This is a genomic window from Streptomyces sp. NPDC056452, assembly GCF_042796085.1.
Classification (GTDB): Bacteria; Actinomycetota; Actinomycetes; order Streptomycetales; family Streptomycetaceae; genus Streptomyces.
The window spans coordinates 229,391-247,805 of sequence record NZ_JBHTRI010000003.1 but is presented as its reverse complement, the minus strand read 5'-3'; the positions used below and the strand labels follow the sequence as shown (position 1 = coordinate 247,805).

Annotated in this window: 23 protein-coding genes and 1 pseudogene; 14 read left to right on the top strand and 10 right to left on the bottom strand. The window is 70.4% G+C overall.

Translation table 11 applies throughout. The features are described from left to right. Positions 1-60: 60 nt before the first annotated feature. Positions 61-240, bottom strand: a pseudogene (locus ACFQ6X_RS04945) (aminoglycoside phosphotransferase family protein); the annotation flags it as partial. 136 nt (positions 241-376) lie between these two features. Between ACFQ6X_RS04945 and ACFQ6X_RS04940 the strand changes: the two are divergent. Next, a complete protein-coding gene (locus tag ACFQ6X_RS04940; RefSeq protein WP_383175987.1) occupies positions 377-745 on the top strand; it encodes a VOC family protein in 369 nt (122 codons plus the stop codon). A gap of 15 nt (positions 746-760) precedes the next feature. Here the strand turns inward: ACFQ6X_RS04940 and ACFQ6X_RS04935 are convergent, their stop codons facing one another. After that, a complete protein-coding gene (locus tag ACFQ6X_RS04935; RefSeq protein ID WP_351168434.1) occupies positions 761-931 on the bottom strand; it encodes a hypothetical protein in 171 nt (56 codons plus the stop codon). A gap of 174 nt (positions 932-1,105) precedes the next feature. Here ACFQ6X_RS04935 and ACFQ6X_RS04930 point away from each other — a divergent pair, with 174 nt between their 5' ends. From ACFQ6X_RS04930 to ACFQ6X_RS04910, 5 genes are all read left to right on the top strand, one after another. Next, positions 1,106-1,597 (top strand): hypothetical protein, encoded by a 492-nt coding sequence (locus ACFQ6X_RS04930; RefSeq protein ID WP_383175984.1) that lies wholly within the window; start codon positions 1,106-1,108, stop codon positions 1,595-1,597. A gap of 134 nt (positions 1,598-1,731) precedes the next feature. Next, positions 1,732-2,160 (top strand): hypothetical protein, encoded by a 429-nt coding sequence (locus ACFQ6X_RS04925; RefSeq protein WP_383175981.1) that lies wholly within the window; start codon positions 1,732-1,734, stop codon positions 2,158-2,160. Between the two features lie 357 nt (positions 2,161-2,517). Continuing rightward, a complete protein-coding gene (locus ACFQ6X_RS04920) occupies positions 2,518-3,090 on the top strand; it encodes a hypothetical protein (RefSeq protein WP_383175978.1) in 573 nt (190 codons plus the stop codon). 470 nt (positions 3,091-3,560) lie between these two features. Beyond that, positions 3,561-3,761, top strand: coding sequence for a hypothetical protein (locus ACFQ6X_RS04915; RefSeq protein ID WP_383175976.1), 201 nt, complete (start codon positions 3,561-3,563; stop codon positions 3,759-3,761). Positions 3,762-3,781: 20 nt separating this feature from the next. Beyond that, positions 3,782-4,549: an RNA ligase family protein gene (locus ACFQ6X_RS04910; RefSeq protein ID WP_383175973.1), complete on the top strand. Its 768-nt coding sequence runs from the start codon at positions 3,782-3,784 to the stop codon at positions 4,547-4,549. 160 nt (positions 4,550-4,709) lie between these two features. Here ACFQ6X_RS04910 and ACFQ6X_RS04905 read toward each other — a convergent pair whose 3' ends face one another. Beyond that, positions 4,710-5,582: an undecaprenyl-diphosphate phosphatase gene (locus ACFQ6X_RS04905; protein ID WP_383175970.1), complete on the bottom strand. Its 873-nt coding sequence runs from the start codon at positions 5,580-5,582 to the stop codon at positions 4,710-4,712. Between the two features lie 195 nt (positions 5,583-5,777). Beyond that, the gene (locus ACFQ6X_RS04900) at positions 5,778-6,488 is read right to left on the bottom strand and encodes a TVP38/TMEM64 family protein (RefSeq protein WP_351168424.1); all 711 of its coding nucleotides are present in this window, start codon (positions 6,486-6,488) and stop codon (positions 5,778-5,780) included. Between the two features lie 49 nt (positions 6,489-6,537). Here ACFQ6X_RS04900 and ACFQ6X_RS04895 point away from each other — a divergent pair, with 49 nt between their 5' ends. The 3 genes from ACFQ6X_RS04895 to ACFQ6X_RS04885 all read left to right on the top strand — a co-directional run bounded on the left by ACFQ6X_RS04895 (position 6,538) and on the right by ACFQ6X_RS04885 (position 9,705). Next, positions 6,538-7,254, top strand: coding sequence for a DNA alkylation repair protein (locus ACFQ6X_RS04895; RefSeq protein ID WP_383175966.1), 717 nt, complete (start codon positions 6,538-6,540; stop codon positions 7,252-7,254). Positions 7,255-7,587: 333 nt separating this feature from the next. Further along, entirely contained in the window at positions 7,588-8,757 is a 1,170-nt protein-coding gene (tuf, locus tag ACFQ6X_RS04890) for an elongation factor Tu (protein WP_329213324.1), read from the top strand. A 102-nt stretch (positions 8,758-8,859) separates the two neighbouring features. Beyond that, on the top strand, positions 8,860-9,705 hold the full coding sequence (locus ACFQ6X_RS04885) for a spermidine synthase (protein ID WP_383175962.1): 846 nt from the start codon (positions 8,860-8,862) through the stop codon (positions 9,703-9,705). Here ACFQ6X_RS04885 and ACFQ6X_RS04880 read toward each other — a convergent pair. Together ACFQ6X_RS04880 and ACFQ6X_RS04875 are read right to left on the bottom strand one after the other, a co-directional pair. Then, positions 9,667-10,995 (bottom strand): MFS transporter, encoded by a 1,329-nt coding sequence (locus tag ACFQ6X_RS04880; RefSeq protein WP_383175959.1) that lies wholly within the window; start codon positions 10,993-10,995, stop codon positions 9,667-9,669. The genes ACFQ6X_RS04885 and ACFQ6X_RS04880 overlap by 39 nt on opposite strands. A gap of 66 nt (positions 10,996-11,061) precedes the next feature. After that, positions 11,062-12,102, bottom strand: coding sequence for a hypothetical protein (locus tag ACFQ6X_RS04875; RefSeq protein ID WP_383175956.1), 1,041 nt, complete (start codon positions 12,100-12,102; stop codon positions 11,062-11,064). Between the two features lie 108 nt (positions 12,103-12,210). On the opposite strand from ACFQ6X_RS04875, the gene ACFQ6X_RS04870 reads away from it, so the two are divergent. Both ACFQ6X_RS04870 and ACFQ6X_RS04865 read left to right on the top strand, forming a co-directional pair. Next, positions 12,211-12,648 (top strand): DUF4442 domain-containing protein, encoded by a 438-nt coding sequence (locus tag ACFQ6X_RS04870; RefSeq protein WP_383176178.1) that lies wholly within the window; start codon positions 12,211-12,213, stop codon positions 12,646-12,648. A gap of 136 nt (positions 12,649-12,784) precedes the next feature. Further along, a complete protein-coding gene (locus ACFQ6X_RS04865; protein ID WP_383175953.1) occupies positions 12,785-13,450 on the top strand; it encodes a DedA family protein in 666 nt (221 codons plus the stop codon). A gap of 60 nt (positions 13,451-13,510) precedes the next feature. Here the strand turns inward: ACFQ6X_RS04865 and ACFQ6X_RS04860 are convergent, their stop codons facing one another. Continuing rightward, positions 13,511-14,041, bottom strand: coding sequence for a gamma carbonic anhydrase family protein (locus ACFQ6X_RS04860; protein WP_383175950.1), 531 nt, complete (start codon positions 14,039-14,041; stop codon positions 13,511-13,513). Between the two features lie 152 nt (positions 14,042-14,193). Between ACFQ6X_RS04860 and ACFQ6X_RS04855 the strand changes: the two genes are divergently transcribed. Beyond that, entirely contained in the window at positions 14,194-14,940 is a 747-nt protein-coding gene (locus tag ACFQ6X_RS04855) for an acyltransferase (protein WP_383175947.1), read from the top strand. Positions 14,941-14,979: 39 nt separating this feature from the next. Here ACFQ6X_RS04855 and ACFQ6X_RS04850 read toward each other — a convergent pair whose 3' ends face one another. Further along, entirely contained in the window at positions 14,980-15,846 is an 867-nt protein-coding gene (locus tag ACFQ6X_RS04850) for an EamA family transporter (protein WP_383175944.1), read from the bottom strand. A gap of 93 nt (positions 15,847-15,939) precedes the next feature. Here ACFQ6X_RS04850 and ACFQ6X_RS04845 point away from each other — a divergent pair, with 93 nt between their 5' ends. Together ACFQ6X_RS04845 and ACFQ6X_RS04840 are read left to right on the top strand one after the other, a co-directional pair. Continuing rightward, positions 15,940-16,524 (top strand): helix-turn-helix domain-containing protein, encoded by a 585-nt coding sequence (locus tag ACFQ6X_RS04845; RefSeq protein ID WP_383175941.1) that lies wholly within the window; start codon positions 15,940-15,942, stop codon positions 16,522-16,524. Between the two features lie 31 nt (positions 16,525-16,555). Then, entirely contained in the window at positions 16,556-17,110 is a 555-nt protein-coding gene (locus tag ACFQ6X_RS04840; protein WP_383175938.1) for a YbaK/EbsC family protein, read from the top strand. A 32-nt stretch (positions 17,111-17,142) separates the two neighbouring features. Here the strand turns inward: ACFQ6X_RS04840 and ACFQ6X_RS04835 are convergent, their stop codons facing one another. Both ACFQ6X_RS04835 and ACFQ6X_RS04830 read right to left on the bottom strand, forming a co-directional pair. Then, positions 17,143-17,949, bottom strand: a complete 807-nt coding sequence (locus tag ACFQ6X_RS04835; RefSeq protein WP_383175933.1) for an aminoglycoside N(3)-acetyltransferase — start codon at positions 17,947-17,949, stop codon at positions 17,143-17,145. Between the two features lie 35 nt (positions 17,950-17,984). Then, the gene (locus ACFQ6X_RS04830; protein ID WP_383175928.1) at positions 17,985-18,401 is read right to left on the bottom strand and encodes a CoA-binding protein; all 417 of its coding nucleotides are present in this window, start codon (positions 18,399-18,401) and stop codon (positions 17,985-17,987) included. Positions 18,402-18,415: the final 14 nt, after the last annotated feature.

The following is an 18,415-nucleotide window of genomic DNA, read 5'->3' as shown; positions in this document are numbered from 1 at the left end:
GGGAGCGGCAGGCCAAGGGTCCGGCACCGGCCGTGGCCGGACCGTGCCCCGGCGGGAGACGATTTTGAGCACGAGCTCGTCCCCGACCGCGTACACCGGCTGAGAGCCTTCCGGGAAGCGGGCGAGGGGGGCTCCGGCGAGCCCGAGGCGCGCACAGAGGTCCTCCGCGCCGGGACGCATCACGGCCTCGTCCGGAACGACCGCGTCCCACTCCTCGTCCGTATCCACCTCAGGCAGCATGCGCTGCACCGTATGGAGGGCGGGAGCAGAGGGCAACGCGGTTTCCCGGCGGCCGGTCGGCACGGCGGAGTGCCCCGGGGCGCGGCCGACCGTAGCGTGGACGGAAAGTCTCCGAGCGGACGGACAGGTACCCGCGATGGCCGGTGAGGTCTCCTTCTTCGAACTGGGTGCGGGCGACCCCGAGCAGGCGCGGACGTTCTACGGCGGGCTGTTCGGCTGGACCTTCGACCCCGGCCCGGCCGACGGCGGCGGGTTCGCGATCGGCACGCCCAATGTCCCCGGCGGGTTGCACGGCGGGGACGCGGGCGCGAGCCCGTACCTGTTCTTCGCCGTCGACGACATGGCGTCCGCGGTGACACGCGTCCGCGAACTCGGCGGCCGGGTCGATGACATCGACCTGGGAATTGACGAGGTGTCGGTCGCCCGCTTCGGCCGCTTCCAGCTCTGCCACGACGACCAGGGTTCCCCCTTCGGGCTGCACCAGCCGCCGGAGCGAAGCTCCTGACGCGCGCACCTACCGTCAGGCCGCCTCGACGCCGCCCTGCACCGAGGCCCCCCACTCGACCAGCAGCCGTTCGTACTCCCGGCGGGACTCCGGGGACACCAGGCCGCCGTCGACGAGCGCGCGGATCTCCGCGTTCAGCTCGGTGAGTGAGCGGACAGGCGTCGGCTCGGAGGGCGGGGTGGGCATGCGCAGATTGTACGGGCGACCGGGGTGTCACGGCGGCGACGGGTCACTGGTCGCCGCTGACCTGGGCGTTGTGGTGTCGCCGGCTCCTGCCGTCGCCCGCGGGCCGGCGTCGGCCGCGGTGCCGCCCCGAAATCGACGTGCGATGCGGCTCGGGGGAGTGTCACAGTCCCTGTCGTGACCTTGATGGACGTACTTGTCGACTTCTCCCGCACCGGCCGGATCGGGCCCCTGAGCTGCGGAATGTCCCTGGACGAGGCGGAAGGCCTTCTCGGCCCCGGGCGCCCGCACCCCGCCCACATCCTGCTGGGACCCGATACCGACGGCTACCCGTACTCCTGGCACGGGCTGCAGCTGGTCATCACCCAGCGGGCCGTGAGCGGCCTGTGGCTCAACATCCGGCCCGGTTCGACCGCCAAGCTTCCTCCGCTGGTCCTGCCCGATTCCGAGTCCTACGGGACCACCGTCCTCCGCGAGGACCTGACCGCCGCCCTCGACGGCGCCGGCTGCCGGCATGCGGTCAACAGCACTCTCACCTTCGGCCGCCAGTCAAGCCTCCTCACCCGCCCCGCCGAGGTCTGCGCGGTCTTCAGCCTGCCGGGACGGGACATCGACGTGCCGCACCGTGATCGGCACTACCTCGACGTGATGCACAAGCACGCCGATTGACGCAGAGGCGGCATCGACGCAAAACCGCCCACGGCCGGACTAGGCGAGTCAGATGGCGACCCGAACGCGACCGAAATCCATCAACATAGGGAAATTGGCGGACACATCGGCAGGCGGCACGGATGATGAATCGGATGAGAGCCACAGTCGGTACCGTCCTCGTCGCCCTCGCCGCCACCCTCGCTCTGAGCGGTTGCGCCGACGGCGACGGCAACAGCAGGAACGGCGGAAGCAGCACGGGCATCGACGGGGTCCAAGGCGGGAGCAAAGCCGCTGCGGTCGCCTACAAGATCACCGAACGGGAAGAGGCGGGCGCCGTCAGGAACGTCCTCGTCCAGGTCGACAGCGATGACCAGCTCCGTGCCGTCTTCGATGCCGTGAAGGCCGAACTCACCGAAGAGGCCGTCTACGTCGTCGGCATCGAATGCACGACCGGCGGGGACGAGTACGACCGGCGCCTCGCCAACGGGCGCTACGTCGTAGGGGCAGCTGGAGCAGCAGAGGCGGGACTCCCGGCAGGCACCACCGAGTACCAGGCCGCAGGCGGCACGTGCCCGGCCTGACGCCCCACCGCACGGCAAAGCCCCGGGCCTGCTGGTCCGGGGCGCCGTCATCGTCCGGGACTGTTGCCGTCCAAGTCCTCCACCCGCGCTTCCCCGGGGAACGAGCGGTACTCGCTGTCCGCGGAGCCGACGCCATGGACTTCGGTAGGCGGCAGCGCTTAAGTCCTCCACATCGACAAACGGGCCCGTCACCCAGGACTCCCGCAGCATCCACACCCGGGAACCGCGGGCCGTCATCGTCGGCACCCGCAACCAACTGCCCAACTGATCGGGCAGACCGGCACCAACCGGGCTCCATACCCGGTACATTCACGATTCCCCCACGGATCACCCGCACCGCGACCATAAGGGGAACCAGTGAGTCAGCAGTACCCGCAGCAGCCTTACGGTCAGCAGTACCCCGGCCAGACCTACGTCGGTGGGCCCGGCTACCCTCCGCCGCCGAAGAAGAAGATGGGCGCCGGAGTGATCGTTGCCATCGTCTTCGGGAGCATTTTCGGAGTCCTCGTGCTCCTCGTCATCCTTGGGGCGATCGTCGGCGACGACACGGCGAACACTGGTAAGACTGTGACCGCCGAAAGCTCCAAGCCCGCAGCCAAGAAGACTGCTGCCGCCGCCGAAGTTGACGACAAGCCCGCCGCAAAGCCCACCGAGAAGCCGACGCCGGCGGCGAAGCCCAAGCCCAAGCCGAAGGAGTATCCGGACGGCGACTACGTCGTCGGCGAGGACATTCCAGTAGGCACGTACACATCGGCTGGAGCGGAGAAAGGCATCTTCGAGGTATGCATGATCTCGACCGAGCCGACCAGCGACTCGGAGTTCCCGCAGCTCAAGTCAGCGAACGCCGACGAGCGGATCATCATCACCCTGAAGAAGGCCGACGGCGTTGTCAGCATCAGCGGCTGCGAACCCCTCAAGCCCCGCAAGTAGTCACCGGACGAGCAACGAGCCCGCCGACCACCTTCGATATACCAAGGGAAGAAAGGGACGAGGAGCCGATGAAACCGCGACTCACACATGAGGAACACGCTGCGGTGGGACTGCGCCTTGCGGCAATTCGCGACGAACTCACGCACCTGTCGGTCCAACTCGGCAACGCTTACCCGCAGCAGGGGCCCGAAGCTGTCCCTGCGAAGAAGCTGGACGTTGCTCGGCGAGCTCTCGATGAGGCCCGAAGCACCCTGGAGAATGCTCTCTTCAAGGAGCACCCGGATACGGCAGAGACGACGGTCTACTATCCGCCCACTGGGAATCGGTAGGCCTGAGACAACCGGCCACTCACCGCACGGCAAAGCCCCGGGCCTGCTGGTCCGGGGCTTCTGTACGTTCAACACGAGCAGTCCACCGGTCACCCGAGCGGCCCGTCGGCAGCAACGTTCCCGGAGGATGTCGACTACCGCGTGCAGAGCGGTGCTTGCCGCGTCGGCCGCCGCGAACTCGTAGTGGCGGTCTCCGGTCCTTCGTCGCGCGAAATTGACGAGCAGTCCCGCGGCCGGCGGTGGAAGATGTCCGTCGGCCGGCGCAAACGGGAGCACCCCGGAGTGGAGCAGATCAATGCCCGCATGCTCGCCCGGCGCAGCGCCCGGATGAAGAGGACCTGACCGCCCCCGAGGAGTCCCACATGAGCGACAGCATCGATCTTCCCGCCCTGAACTCGGCAACCAAGTACCCGTCCATCCCGACCTATCACGTACTCGGTGAGCGTGGCGCTCTTACCGAGGACGCCACCCCGTTCGTCGGCGATGTGGTGCTCACCGAGAAGGTCGACGGGACGAACGCCCGCATCATCCAGCTTCCGGGCGGGGACTGGTTCATCGGCAGCCGCGAGGAGCTTCTTGCCTCCCGGGGCGACCGGGTCACCAACCCGGCCCTGGGGATCGTGGGGGCGCTGCGCACCGTAGCCGAAGGTCTCTCCGCGAGGGACGGCATCAACGTCTTCTACCTGGAGGTGTACGGGGCGAAGGTGGGTGCTGCGGCGAAGCAGTACACCGGGACCGGGAAGGTCGGGTACCGGTTGTTCGACGTGGCGACGGTGCCGCTGGAGGTTTTGGGCCGGCCGGTCGAGCACATATCCGCATGGCGCGAGGGGGGCGGGCAGTCGTTCCTCGCCGAGGATGCCCTGACCGTCGCCGCCCACAGGGAAGGCATCGCGCTCACCCCCCGCCTCGACGTCATCGCGCCGGGAGGTCTGCCGACCAGTGTCGACGGGATGAGCGCCTGGCTCAACGCCAGTTGGCTGCAGACCCAGGTGGCGCTGGACGGCCGGGCGACGGGCCGTGCGGAGGGTGTGGTGCTCCGTACCGCCGACCGTTCGGTGATCGCGAAGGCGCGGTTCGAGGACTACGCGCGGACCCTCAAGCGCCGTACCCAGACGGGCCGCACCCGCTGACCGTCATGCCCCGCAAGGGGCGATGTTCTGCGTGCCCCGGGTCCCTGAACCGCCGCCCATGGCATCGACGCCGTGACCACGGTCTGCCGATGACCAGCACGCGACCGGGTCCGCCCTGAACCCCAGGGCGGACCCGGAGGGCGCCCGCACGGGGCCCTGCTCAGCCCGCAGACTCACCGGCGTGAGGACTCAGGACACCCGCGCCGATCAGGATGAACAGGAGGATGCCCAGAAGCACGCGGTAGATGACGAACGGCATGAAGCTCTTGGTCGTGATGAACTTCATGAACCATGCGATGACCGCGTAGCCGACCGCGAACGCGATGATCGTCGCGAAGATCGTCGGTCCCCAGGAGACATGCCCCTCGCCCGCGTCCTTCAGCTCGAACGCGCCCGAGGCCAGCACCGCGGGAATCGCGAGAAGGAAGGAGTAGCGGGCCGCTGCCTCACGGGTGTAGCCCATGAGCAGACCACCGCTGATCGTGGCGCCCGAGCGGGAGACGCCCGGGATCAGGGCCATCGCCTGGCAGAAGCCGAAGATCAGGCCGTCCCTGACCCCCAGTTCCTTCAGCGACTTGCGTTCCTTGATCGCCCGGTGCTTGCCGCCGGTCTCGTCACGGGCCGCGAGGCGGTCCGCGATGCCGAGGACGATGCCCATGACGATCAGCGTCGTCGCGATCAGACGGAGGTCACGGAAAGGACCCTCGATCTGGTCCTTGAAGGTCACGCCGAGCACGCCGATGGGAATCGAACCGATGATCACCAGCCAGCCCATCTGGGCATCGTGGTCGCCGCGCATCGAGGAGTTGGTCAGTGACCGGAACCATGCCGAGATGATCCGGGCGATGTCCTTGCGGAAGTAGATGAGGACCGCAGCCTCGGTGCCGATCTGCGTGATGGCGGTGAACGCCGCACCCGGGTCGTGCCAGCCGGCGAACGCGGCGGTCAGCCGCAGGTGTGCGCTGGAGGAGATCGGCAGGAACTCGGTCAGTCCCTGAACGAGGCCCAGGACGAATGATTCGAACCAGCTCATGGGGCTTTGGCCATCCCGGAGGTGATCATGCAACGTCCGACGGAGACTCAGGCCGTCGACAGCGTGCGGAAGCGGTCAAAAAGGAAAAAGAGGGCAGGATGTAACGCCCCGGAGATCGTCTTTCGGTCGCGCGCAGCGTATCGCCTGTACGTGAACGGACTCCCGGCTGCCCCCGCTACGCCGCCCGCGCACCGTTCAGGAACCGCCCAGCCGGTGACGCTTGCGCCAGGCGAGCAGGGCCGCACCCGCCCCCGACAGCACGATGAAGCCCATGGCCGCCAGGAAGGCGGGAGAGGTCGGCGAGGAGGCCTCGCTGCCCGCGATGACGTACGCCGCCGTGTTGGGGATCGAGCCGAGCCCGGTGGCCAGCAGGAACGGCGGGTACCCCATCCGGGAGGTCGCCGCACAGTAGTTGGCGGCGGCGAACGGCACCCCGGGGAAGAGCCGCAGCGCCAGCATGGAGCGGAAACCGTGCCGGCTCAGCAGCCCGTCCGCGGCCTTCATCCACCGTCCGCGCAGGAGCGTCCGGAGGGCGTCCTGCCCCAGTACCCGACCGAGCATGAACGAGACGCCCGCGCCGAGCACGGTGCCTGCCAGAGCCGCCGCCAGGCCGGTCTGCGCACCGAAGAGCGCGCCGGCGGCGAGATTGAGGAGAGGACGCGGTACGAACGCCACCGTGCACACGCCGTACGCGACGCCGAACAGCATGGCCGCGGCCGAACCGGTCAACTGGGGTGGCCAGCCGGAGGCGAGCAGCCGCTGTGGTTCGAACAGCAGCATCGACGTGGCGGCAGCCAGCAGCACCGCCACGAGCAGGGAGAACCGGGACCAGGGTGAGAGCAGCACCCTCGTACAACGCACTGCGAGACCGCCGGCGGGCCGGGCGGCGGGGACGGGGTCGAACATTTGGGGAGACTAACCGAAACAGACGTGTGATCGCCGTAATGTGCAGCCCATGAGGCCCGCAGCGCACGCCGCGCCCACCGTGCCGGACAGTGAGCTCGCCGACACCGTGCTCGAGCGGCTCACGGCTGTCTACCCCCGGGCCGCCGACCCGGAACGGGCGGTGTCGGCAGCCGCGTACATGAAGAACATCGCCCCGTTCCTCGGCATCGCCACCCCGCAGCGGCGGGCGCTCTCACGGACCGTGCTGGCCGGTACGGGGCGGCCGGACGAGGCGGACTGTACGGCGATCGCCCTGCGCTGCTGGGAGTTGCCGGAGCGCGAGTACCAGTACTTCGCCGTCGACCACCTGCGCCGTCATGTGGCGCGCTGCTCCTCCGGGTTCCTCCCGGTCCTGCGCCATCTCGTCTCCACCAGGGCCTGGTGGGACACCGTCGACCTGCTCGCCGCCCATGTCGCCGGCCCGCTCGTGACCGCCGATCCGGTGCTCGCGACGGCGATGGACCGGTGGATCGAGGACGACGACATCTGGATCGCCCGCACGGCCCTGCTGCACCAACTGCGGTACAAGGAGCTGACCGACACCGGGCGGCTGTTCGGCTACTGCCTGGTGCGGGCCGACCACCCGGACTTCTTCATCCGCAAGGCGATCGGCTGGTGTCTGCGCGAGTACGCGAAGACCGACCCGGCTGCCGTGCGCGACTTCGTCGAGGGTGCCCGGGACAGGCTGTCACCGCTGTCCGTCCGCGAGGCGCTCAAGAACATGTGAGCACCGCCGCCGGCTGAACTCCCGTGTGCGGCAGGCCCGTCCGGCCCGGCCGAAAACCATTCGACGACGCCGCGCCGCTCCGCCATGATCAGGGGCATGTTCCGGTACGCCTTCCTCGCAGCGCAGTCCGCAGTCGCGGACACGCCGAAGGCTGCCGTGAACACCGCGGTCGCAACCGCAGCAGCAGTCGAAGCAGCGTTCCTCGCTGCAGCAGCGCCCATCGGCGGCGCCCGAAGCTGACCCTCCCCCGACAGTCCGGCGGACCCCGTAAGGGGAGGGTCGGCGGGGCCCTGGGGTCTTCTTTTCTCAGCTTCGAATTCCAAGGAATGAGCCATGCCCAAGACGGCATACGTGCGCACCAAGCCGCACCTGAACATCGGCACCATGGGCCACGTCGACCACGGCAAGACCACCCTGACCGCCGCCATCACCAAGGTGCTGAGCGACCGGGGGACCGGCACCTTCGTGCCGTTCGACCGGATCGACCGGGCGCCCGAGGAGGCGCAGCGCGGCATCACCATCAACATCTCGCACGTCGAGTACGAGACCGACACCCGGCACTACGCGCACGTCGACATGCCCGGCCACGCCGACTACATCAAGAACATGGTCACCGGAGCGGCTCAGCTCGACGGGGCGATCCTCGTCGTCTCCGCGCTCGACGGGATCATGCCGCAGACCGCGGAGCACGTCCTGCTGGCCCGTCAGGTCGGCGTCGACCACATCGTCGTCGCCCTCAACAAGGCCGACGCGGGTGACCCCGAGCTGACCGACCTGGTCGAGCTGGAGGTCCGTGAGCTGCTCTCCGCGCACGGCTACGGCGGCGACACCGTGCCCGTCGTACGGGTGTCGGGCCTCAAGGCCCTGGAGGGGGACCCGCGGTGGACGGCGTCCATCGAGGGGCTGCTCGACGCGATCGACACGTACGTGCCGATGCCGGTGCGCTACATCGACGCGCCGTTCCTGCTGTCCGTGGAGAACGTGCTCACCATCACGGGCCGCGGCACCGTCGTCACCGGTGCCGTGGAGCGCGGCACGGTGCGCGTGGGGGACAGGGTGTCGGTGCTCGGCGCGGACATCGAGACGGTCGTGACCGGCCTGGAGACCTTCGGCAAGCCGATGGAGTCCGCGGAGGCCGGGGACAACGTCGCGTTGCTGCTGCGCGGAGTGGAGCGCGACCGCGTCCGCCGCGGCCATGTGGTGGCGGCCCCCGGGAGCGTCAGTCCGAGCCGGCGCTTCACCGCGCAGGTGTACGTCCTGTCGGCCCGGGAAGGAGGCCGCACCACTGCGGTCACCACCGGCTACCGGCCGCAGTTCTACATCCGTACGGCGGACGTGGTCGGCGACGTCGACCTCGGCGAAACGGCCGTGGCACGGCCCGGCGACACGGTCACCATGACCATCGAGCTCGGCCGTGACATCCCGCTGGAGTCCGGTCTCGGCTTCGCGATCCGCGAGGGCGGCAGGACCGTCGGCGCCGGTACGGTCACCGGCCTGCTCTGAGGCCGGGGAACCCGCCTCCCGCTCTCCGCGGGGGGCGGGTTCCGCATGTCCGGCACCCCCGGGAAGGTCCGTCACGCCCGGGAGTCAGGGAACAATGGGGGCGTGAACGAGCCGATACCCGTCATCCGCGCCGCCGACTTCGGCACCGCCCGGCTGCTGCCCGATGTGGACCGGGACCGGGCGTGGCTGCTCACGGTCGACGGCGCCCCGCAGTCGTACGTCGACCTCGACGATCCGGAGTACCTCGAGTTCGAGTACGTGCAGCGGCTCGCCCACGTCGTGGACCTCGCGGGCGAGCCCGGCGCGCCGCTGGACGCCGTGCACCTCGGCGGCGGCGCGCTCACACTGCCCCGCTACGTCGCGGCGACCCGCCCCGGCTCCCGGCAGGACGTGGCCGAGGCCGACCGGGGACTGATCGAGCTGGTCCGTGAGCACCTCCCGCTGCCCGCAGCGGCCGGGATCACCGTGCACGGCACCGATGCCCGGGGCTGGCTCGAGCAGGCACCGGAGGATTCCGCGGACCTGCTGATCGCCGACGTCTTCGGCGGCGCACGGGTACCGGCGCACCTCACGTCCGTCGAGTACGCACGGGCCGCCGGGCGGGTCCTGCGGGCGGGAGGAATCTACGCGGCCAACCTGGCGGACAGCGCGCCCTTCGGCTTCCTGCGCCCGCAGCTCGCCAACTTCGCCGAGGTCTTCGACGAGCTCGCGCTGATCGCCGAGCCGGCCGTACTGCGCGGCAGGCGCTTCGGCAACGTCGTGCTCGTCGCCTCGCGGAGCCCTCTCGGCATCGCACCGCTGACGAGGCTGTGCGCCGCGGACGCGTTCCCCGCCCGGGTCGCGTACGGGACGGCGCTCACCAGGCTCGTGGACGGCGCCGAGCCCGTACGGGACGCCGACGCGGTCGCCTCACCCGAGCCCCCCGACGGAGCCTTCAGCATCGGCTGACACCCGGCGCTCCTGCGCGGGCGGCACCGGCGTCGCGCCACCGGCCGCCTTCACCGTGCCGCGCCGGGTCAGGTTCCGTACGTCCGGGACGAGCAGCACCCCCGCCGTCACCACCACGATCAGCGCGGCGCAGCCCCACAGGGCCTCGCTGCGGCCCACCAGCGTCTCCACCGGACCGGCCGCCGCGGTGGCCACCGGCACCATCGCGACGGAGCCGAACCAGTCGTACGCCGAGACCCGGGACAGCTTCTCCTCCGGGATCTCCTGATGAAGAGCCGTCATCCAGGAGACGCCGAACACCTCGATGGCGACCCCGGTCACGAACATCACCCCGCAGAGACCGGCCACCGGCAGCGGCACGGCGAGGCCGGCCGAGGGAAGCGCCAGCGGGAACACACAGAGCGTCCCGGCGAGCAGCAGCCGTCTGGGCTTCCAGCGCATCATCAGCAGCGCCCCGCCCAGCGTGCCGACGCCGAACGCGGCGAGCGCGAACCCCCATGGGCGCGCCCCGCCGAGTTCGTCCCGGGCCACGAGGGGTCCGTACACCGCCTCGGCGGCGCCGACCACGGCCACGACCACGGAGAACTGCAGCACGATGGCCCAGAGCCAGGGGCGGCTCGCGACCTCCCGCCAGCCGTCGCGCAGATCGGCGAGCAGCCCACCGCCCGGAGCGCGCTTCGGAATGTGGCTCACGTCGAGGAAGGCCCGCAGCGCGCCGGCGACGGCGAACGCCGCCGCGTCGGCCGCCAGCACCCAGCCCGGGTCCATGGCGGCGATCATGGCGCCGCCGAGCGCCGCGCCGCCGATGGCCGCACCGTGCATGGACATCCGGAAGAGGGCGAAGGCGCGGCTCGCCTGTTCGCCGCTGACGCTGGACATCAGCATGCCCTCGGCGGCGGGACTGAAGAACGCCTGCCCGGTACCGCACAGCGCGGTCAGGAGCATCATGTGCCACAGCTGGGCCCCGCCGGTCAGGACCAGCCAGGCGAACACCGCCTGGGAGACGCAGTTGAGCGCGTTCGCCGCGACCATCACCCGGTGGCGCGGCAGCCGGTCCGCGATCGCGCCGCCGATCAGCAGGAAGAGCACCAGTGGCGCGGTACGCGCGGCGGCGACCAGGCCCACGTCGCCGCCGTCGCCGCCGGACTCCAGAACGGCGAATGCCGCCGCGATCAGCGCGCCGTGGGTACCCAGGCTCGTGATGATCGCGGCGGCTGTCAGCAGGCCGAAGTTGCGGCCGGTCCGCAGGGAGCGGAGCGAGGGGGGCGGAGATGCGGCGGCGGAAGTCACCAGGGGACTATCCCCGCCGCGGCCCCCCGGTGCCAAATGGGCCGGCCGTTCCGAGGACGCGGAGGGTCAGGACGTGCTCTCCGCGAGCCGGACGGTGCTGAGGATCTTCTGGATGGTGGCGTCCGGGAGTTCGTCGTCCACGCCCGCGTTGGCGTAGAGGATCCAGGACGAGTACTCGGCCTTGGCGTTCTTGAAGGTGAAGGCGATCGACTTGCCGTCGGTGTCGCACTTGTCCTTGTTGGCCAGCCCTGTCGCGGTGGCGGTCACCACGCTGCCGGAGAGGCCGGACTTGGTCGTGTACGGCTTGGGCTTGCCGATCTTGACCTTCTCCTTCGGGTCCTCCTGGGCATAGGCGGCCCACACCCAGTTGGCGGCCTCGTTCGTGGCGGCCTCGTCGGTGCTCTTGGCGCCCTGGCCGCCCTTGGTGCCGACGCCGGCCAGACCGGTGTCCTCCTTGGTGCCGTCCTTGTCGGCGTCGTCGATGCACCACTTGCTCTTGTAGTAGGCCGGCGCGGAGAAGCCGACGGCGGGCGGGCCCTCGGGCTTCTTGACGTCCTCGAAGCCGGAGAACACGCCGGCGCCCGAGACCTCCCAGTCGCCGGGCACGTCGAACTGCGTGCCCCACTTGGGGTTCGTGACGACCTTCCAGCCGGGGATCGTCGGCGCGGCGTCCTCACCGCCCCGCGGATTGGCCGTGGGGGAGGAGGCGGTGTCGGAGGGCTTCGCGGTCGGCGACGCCTTCTTGTCGTCGGCGACGGTCTTGCCCTTGTCGTCGTCCTTGCCCAGGACGACGACGCCGGTGACGACGGCCGCCACGACGACCGCGGTGGCGGCGACGATCGCGACGATCGTCGTCTTCTTCTTGTCGTCCTGCGGACCTCCGGGCGGCCCCGGCACCGCGTACTGCGGCATCGTGGGCTGCTGGTACGGGTTCGGCTGCGGGTAGCCCGGCTGCTGCCCGGGCTGGCCCTGCTGCGGATAACCCTGCTGCTGATATCCCGGCTGCTGATAGGGATTCGGCTGCTGGTACCCCGGCTGCTGGTACGGGTTCTGATTCTGGTCCTGCGGGTTTTGCTCGCCCCCGGGCGGCTGCTGTCCTGGCCACATGGCCAGTAACCATAGAGGGGTGCGCCGCCCACTGCTACGGCCGCCCCTGTGAGGAGATGGTCAAAGCCCCTACTCGCGAGTAACATCCCGTTCATGAGCACTGAAGAGATGACAGTCGGCGAGATGCTGTCCGCGACCGTTCCGATGGTCAGGACCCTCAACCTGCAGTACCTCGAAACGAGCCCGGAGCGGGCTGTCCTCTCGCTGCCGGACCAGGCCGAGTACCACAACCACCTCGGCGGACCGCACGCCGGAGCGATGTTCACCCTGGCCGAGTCGGCGAGCGGTGCGATCGTCGTGGCCGCTTTCGGCGACCAGATGGCGCGGGCCGTGCCGCTTCCCGTCACCTCGGAGATGTCCTTCAAGAAGGTGGCCATGGGGGACGTCACGGCGACCGCGACGCTCGGCCGCCCGGTGGCGGACGTCATCGCCGAACTCGACGAGGGCAAGCGACCGGAATTCCCCATCACCGTCGAGATACGGCGAGCCGACGGCGCCGTGACGGGCGAGATGACCGTGGTCTGGACCCTGCGTCCGAACCGCTGACCCGCACCCTTCCGCACCGGGCCGCCGCACACCCGCCAGGGGAGCGGCGGCCCTTCGCGCTGTCTGGGCCAGGTAGGCTGCCCGCCGTGCGCCGGCGGAGTGCACAGCGGCAGGATTTCTTACGGAGGGACCGGCGTTGCACGTCCAGGAGTGGCTCGAGACCGTACCCGCGGTCAGCATTTACCTCCTGGTGGGGGTCGTCATCGGGCTCGAGAGCCTGGGCATTCCGCTGCCGGGCGAGATCATCCTCGTCAGTTCGGCGCTCCTCGCCTCCCAGCACGGCGACATCGACCCCGTGGTGCTCGGCGCCTGCGCGTCCGCCGGAGCGATCATCGGTGACTCGATCGGCTATGCCATCGGCCGCAGGGGAGGCCGCCCTCTGCTCGCATGGCTCGGCGGCAGGTTCCCCAAGCACTTCGGTGAGCCCCAGATCGCACTGGCGGAGCGGTCGTTCGAGAAGTGGGGCGTGTGGGCGGTCTTCTTCGGCCGCTTCGTCGCCCTGCTGCGGATCTTCGCGGGTCCCCTCGCCGGCGTTCTGCGCATGCCGTACTGGAAGTTCCTGATCGCCAACGTGTTCGGCGGCATCGTCTGGGCCGGTGGCACCACGGCCGTCATCTACTCGGTGGGTGTCGTCGCCGAGGCGTGGCTCAAGCGCTTCTCGTGGCTCGGCCTGGTGGCTGCCGTGCTGATCGGCCTGACCTCGATGCTGGTGCTGAAGAACCGGGCGAAGAAGGCCGCACAGCAGTCGGCGGACAGCTCCCCGGCGGCAGCCGAGCCGGACGCGGTACCTGCCGTCGACTGACCCCGGCACCCGCGGCCCGTACCCCCTCCGGGGAGTCGGCCGCGAGCCCGGCTGCCGGCATCAGGCCTGGTGGGCCTGACGGTGCGCCTTCGCCAGTTCCACGTAGCCGACGGCGTTGAAGCGGATGTTCGCGAGCTCCTCGGCGGTCAGTTCCCGCTTGACCTTGGCGGGCACGCCGGCGACGAGCGAACCCGGCGGCACCTGCATCCCCTGCGGGACGAGGGCCTGCGCGGCGATCAGCGAGCCGGCGCCGATGTGTGCCCCGTTGAGCACCGTGGCGCCCATGCCGATCAGGACGTCGTCCTCGATGACGCAGCCGTGCAGGACCGCGTTGTGGCCGACGGAGACCCGGGCGCCGACCGTGAGCGGGAAGCCGGGATCGGTGTGGACGCTGCAGTTGTCCTGGATGTTGCTGTCGGGGCCGAGAGAGATCGGGCCGCAGTCGGCACGCAGCACGGCCTGGTACCAGACGCTGGAGCCCGGGGCCAACGAGACCTCGCCGATGACGACGGAGGTCGGTGCCACGAAGGCGTCCGGGTCGATGTCCGGCTCCTTGCCGCCGATGCCGGTGACCAACGCCTGCTCTGTCATCGTGTGCTCCTCGGTTGCGGGTGCGGTGAGGACACGTCCTCCCACCGGTGAAACCGTAAGCGACGTCCTCCTCGTCCCGCCGGGCCGGGGTGGGGTGAACATCACAGCCTGGCGCGAGGGCCGGTCCCGTTCCGTCCGACTACCGTGAGCGGGTGCCGAAGAACAGAAACACGTTCTCGTCCGTGGCCCTCTGGCGGCGCCGCGTCCTTTCCCGCGCCGTCCACCGGGGCTGGGCCTGGGTGCAGGAGTCCGGCGCGGTCACCGCGCAGCACCCGGGGCGACTGCGGTTCGGCCGCATCGGCGCCGGGACCCGGCTCGCCTTTCCGCAGGGCACCGTGTTCGGCGAGCCGTGGATCGAGCTCGGAGACCACTGCATCATCGGCGAGCAGGTGACGCTCACGGCCGGGATGATGCCCGATCTGGATCTGGGGTCCGATCCGATCCTGACCCTGGGCGACGGTGTGGTGCTCGGCCGCGGCAGCCATGTCATCGCCGACACGACGGTGACGATCGGCTCGAACACGTACTGCGGTCCGTACGTCTACATCACCTCCACCAACCACAGCTACGACGACCCCCACGAGCCCGTCGGGAAGCAGTGGCCCCGCATGGAGCCCGTCGCGATCGGTCCAGGCTGCTGGATCGGCACCGGAGCGGTGATCCTTCCGGGGGCCAGGCTCGGGCGCAATGTGGTGGTCGCCGCCGGAGCCGTCGTACGGGGAGAGGTGCCCGACCATGCGGTCGTGGCGGGAGCGCCCGCCCGGGTCGTACGGAGCTGGGACCCGGAGAACGGCTGGCAGCCGCCGCTGCGCACGCCCGCACCGGTGCCGATCCCGGAAGGTGTCACGCCCGAGCAGCTGCTGGCCGTGGCGCAGCTCGAGGACACGTCCCGCGGCTGAGGCACCTCCCGCGGCCGAGGTACCTCCCGCGCCGAGTGCCTATCCCGTGGCGAGCAGGACGGTGCCGAGCAGGGCGAGGCCCGCGCCCGCGGCCTGGACCGCGCGCAGCCGTTCACCCAGCACGACGCGTGCGCCCAGCGCCGTCACCACCGGATACAGCGAGGCCAGGACCGCGGCCACGGTGACCGGGCCGTGCTGGGCCGCGATGGAGTAGGTGCCGTTCGCTGCGACATCGGCGAGGCCGACGAACGCCAGCGCGGGCAGCGCGGCGAGGACGACGGCCCGGCCGCCCTCCTCGGGCAGGGCGCGGCCCCCGCGGCGCACCGATACGTACAGGGCCGTGCCGCCGACCGTGATGTTGGTGACGCGCTGGACGAAGAGCGCCAGGAACAGTCCGGTGACCGTCGTGGACGCCTCGGCGATCAGCGCCATCACCGCTCCGAAGCCGAAGGCCGCCAGCAGGGTGAGCACGACGGCCTGGCGCTGCACCGGTGCCCCGCGCAGTTGCGGGCCGCCTGCCAGGACCACGCCGACGACGGCCACGGCGACACCGGCGAACTGCAGCAGTCCCGGCTGTTCGCCGACGACCAGGCCGACCCCGACCGGAACGGCGACACCCAGCGCGCCGAGCGGGGAGACCACGCCCATCGGCCCGAGGGCCAGAGCCTTGTAGAAGCTCAGCATCGCCACGGGTCCGACGGCCCCGGCCGCGACCGCGAACCAGAGCCGTCCGTCCAGCTCGCTCCATGCGCCCGTCGCCGTCACGACGACGCCGAGCACCACGGCGGCGATGCACTGCGAGATCACCACCACGGTGAGTGCGGGCGTCCGCCGGGTCAGCAGCCCGCCACCGAAGTCGGCCAGCCCCCACAGGAGGCTCGTGGCCAGGGCGAACAGTGCTGTCATCGCGTGCCTCGCAGTACAGTGCGGTGATCGGGTGGGTACACCACACCGTAGTGCAGTATTTTCGACCCTGTCATCCAAAATATTGGACGGAACGTGTCTGACCTCGATCAGCTCACCCAGTCGCTCGCACGCAACCTCAAGCGCTGGCGGGGCGAGCGCGGCTTCACCCTCGACGCCCTGGCCGCCCGTGCCGGGGTGAGCCGCGGCATGATCATCCAGATCGAGCAGGCGCGTACGAACCCGAGCGTCGGCACCACCGTCAAACTCGCCGACGCACTCGGTGTGAGCATCACGACCCTTCTCGACTACGAGCAGGGGTCCCAGGTGCGCCTGGTGCCCGAGAGCCAGGCCGTGCGCATGTGGTCCACGGAGGCGGGCAGCTCGACCACGCTGCTGGTCGGCACGGAAGCACGAGGGCCGATCGAGCTCTGGTCCTGGCACCTGATGCCCGGCGAGGGAAGTGCCTCGGACCCGCACCCCGAGGGCACGGTGGAACTCCTCCACGTCAGCGCGGGCGAACTGACCCTGATCGTCGACGGTGCGGAGCACTCCGTGCCCGCAGGCACCGCCGCGACCTTCGAGGCACACGTGCCCCACAGCTACCGCAACGACGGCACCGAGCCGGTCGACCTGACCATGGCGGTCTCGATCCCGCCGGTACGCCGGGACGGCAACTGACCTCGGGCGGAGGGCTGTTAGCGTGACACGCATGCGCGCACCACTGGGTAACTTCGAGGACGCCTCTCCCGCCGCCGACCGTCTCGGCCTGCTCCCCCCGCCCGTCGCCGAGGCAGTGGCCAAGGGCTGGGGCGACATCCCCGCCGACCGCATCGTCCACGTCGACACGGATCCGGCGATCGCCGACACCTCCGTCTTCGTCGAGCACTACGGTCCGCAGCTGCTCGACCAGTCGGCCAACTGCGTCGTCGTCGCCGGCAAGCGGGGCGGCGAGGTCACCCTGGCCGCGTGCGTGGTCCTCTCGCGCACACGCGTCGATGTGAACGGTGCGGTACGCAAGCACCTCGGCGCACGCAAGGCGTCCTTCGCACCGATGGATGTGGCCGTCGGCGAGTCAGGCATGGAGTACGGCGGGATCACCCCGATCGGCCTGCCCGCCACCTGGCCGCTGCTGCTCGACGCCGCGGTGGTCGACGAGGAGTGGGTGCTGATCGGCAGCGGCCGGCGCCGCGGCAAGCTGATCGTCCCGGGCAAGGCGCTTGCGGCACTGCCGGGTGCGGTGCTGGTCGAAGGCCTGGGGATCTGAACCCGTAGCGGGAGGGCGCGGACCCGCCCGCTTCAGGTCCGGGCGCGGTTGTCCTTGAACCAGCCGACGGCGAAGTCCACCGCCGAGGTCAGCCGGATCAGCCGGCTCTGCGCCGAGCCCACGCGCCCCCTCCGTACGGCCCCGTCGGTGTCCGCCCGTTCGAAGTCGCGCCCCAGCGCCGCGAAGTCACTGTCGTCCAGCGCGACGTCCTCGTACTCCCACCACTGGCGCCTGCCCTCGGGTGCCACCACACAGCGGTAGAGGCGGCGCGGTGGGTCGGGGAGCCGGTACTCGGCCAGATGAAAGGCCGTGCACGTGTCGAAGCCCGTGCCCAGGAGCAGAATCCGGGCGTCGGATTCGTACAGACGGGCGAGGGGGGAGTCCTCGCCCAGATGGCAGGTCGGACGGTGCCGGGTGAGCAGCCTTTCGGCCGCCGGGCCGATCGCGGCGAACGACGTCTGGGGGTGGGCGCTGCGCTCCGCGCCCCGTGCCAGACGGACCGTCTCGGCCAGCGTGCCCATACCGATCGCGGGCGAGGCGGCCGGGTCGAACGGTGGCATCGACGCGCGCACGGCTGCGCGCGCCGCGTCGCTCAGCCCCCGTACCCGGTCCAGGTACGGGGGCGAGGTGTCGGAGTTCTCCGTGGTGAACGAGGGGACGACCAGCGTCCCCTCCGGTCCGAGCGCCTGCCGAAGGGCGTCGACCATGTCGTCGGCGTCACCCCCCACCGCACGCATGGAGGTGTGGACCAGCAGGACACCGCCCCGCTCCACCCCGAGCCGGGACAGCTGGGCCACCGCCCGGTCGTTGCTGATCAGCTGCTCTGTCACGGCAGACATTGTCCCGGTCGCGGGACGGGTACGACACCGTCCTGTCAGGAGCGGCGGGCGAGTGTCGGAATTTCGATGGCCGGGCAGCGGTCCATCACCATGTCGAGACCGGCCGCCCGAGTACGCTCGTACGCCGCCTCGTCGACGACCCCGAGCTGGAACCAGACCGCCTTCGCGCCGGCCGCGACCGCCTCGTCGGCGACCGTGCCCGCCAGATCGCTGTTGACGAAGACGTCCACGACATCGACCGGGAACGGAATGTCCGCCAGCGCCTTGTACCCCTGCTCGCCGTGGACCGTTTCCGCCTTGGGGTGCACCGGGACAACACGCTTGCCGAAGCGCTGAAGGACCTCGGCCACCCCGTAGGCCGCCCGCGAGCGGTTGCCGGACAGGCCGACCACCGCCCAGGTGTCGCCCGAGTCCTGAAGAATCCTGCGTACCGTCTCATCGTCTGCGTACATGCCCGGGACAACGG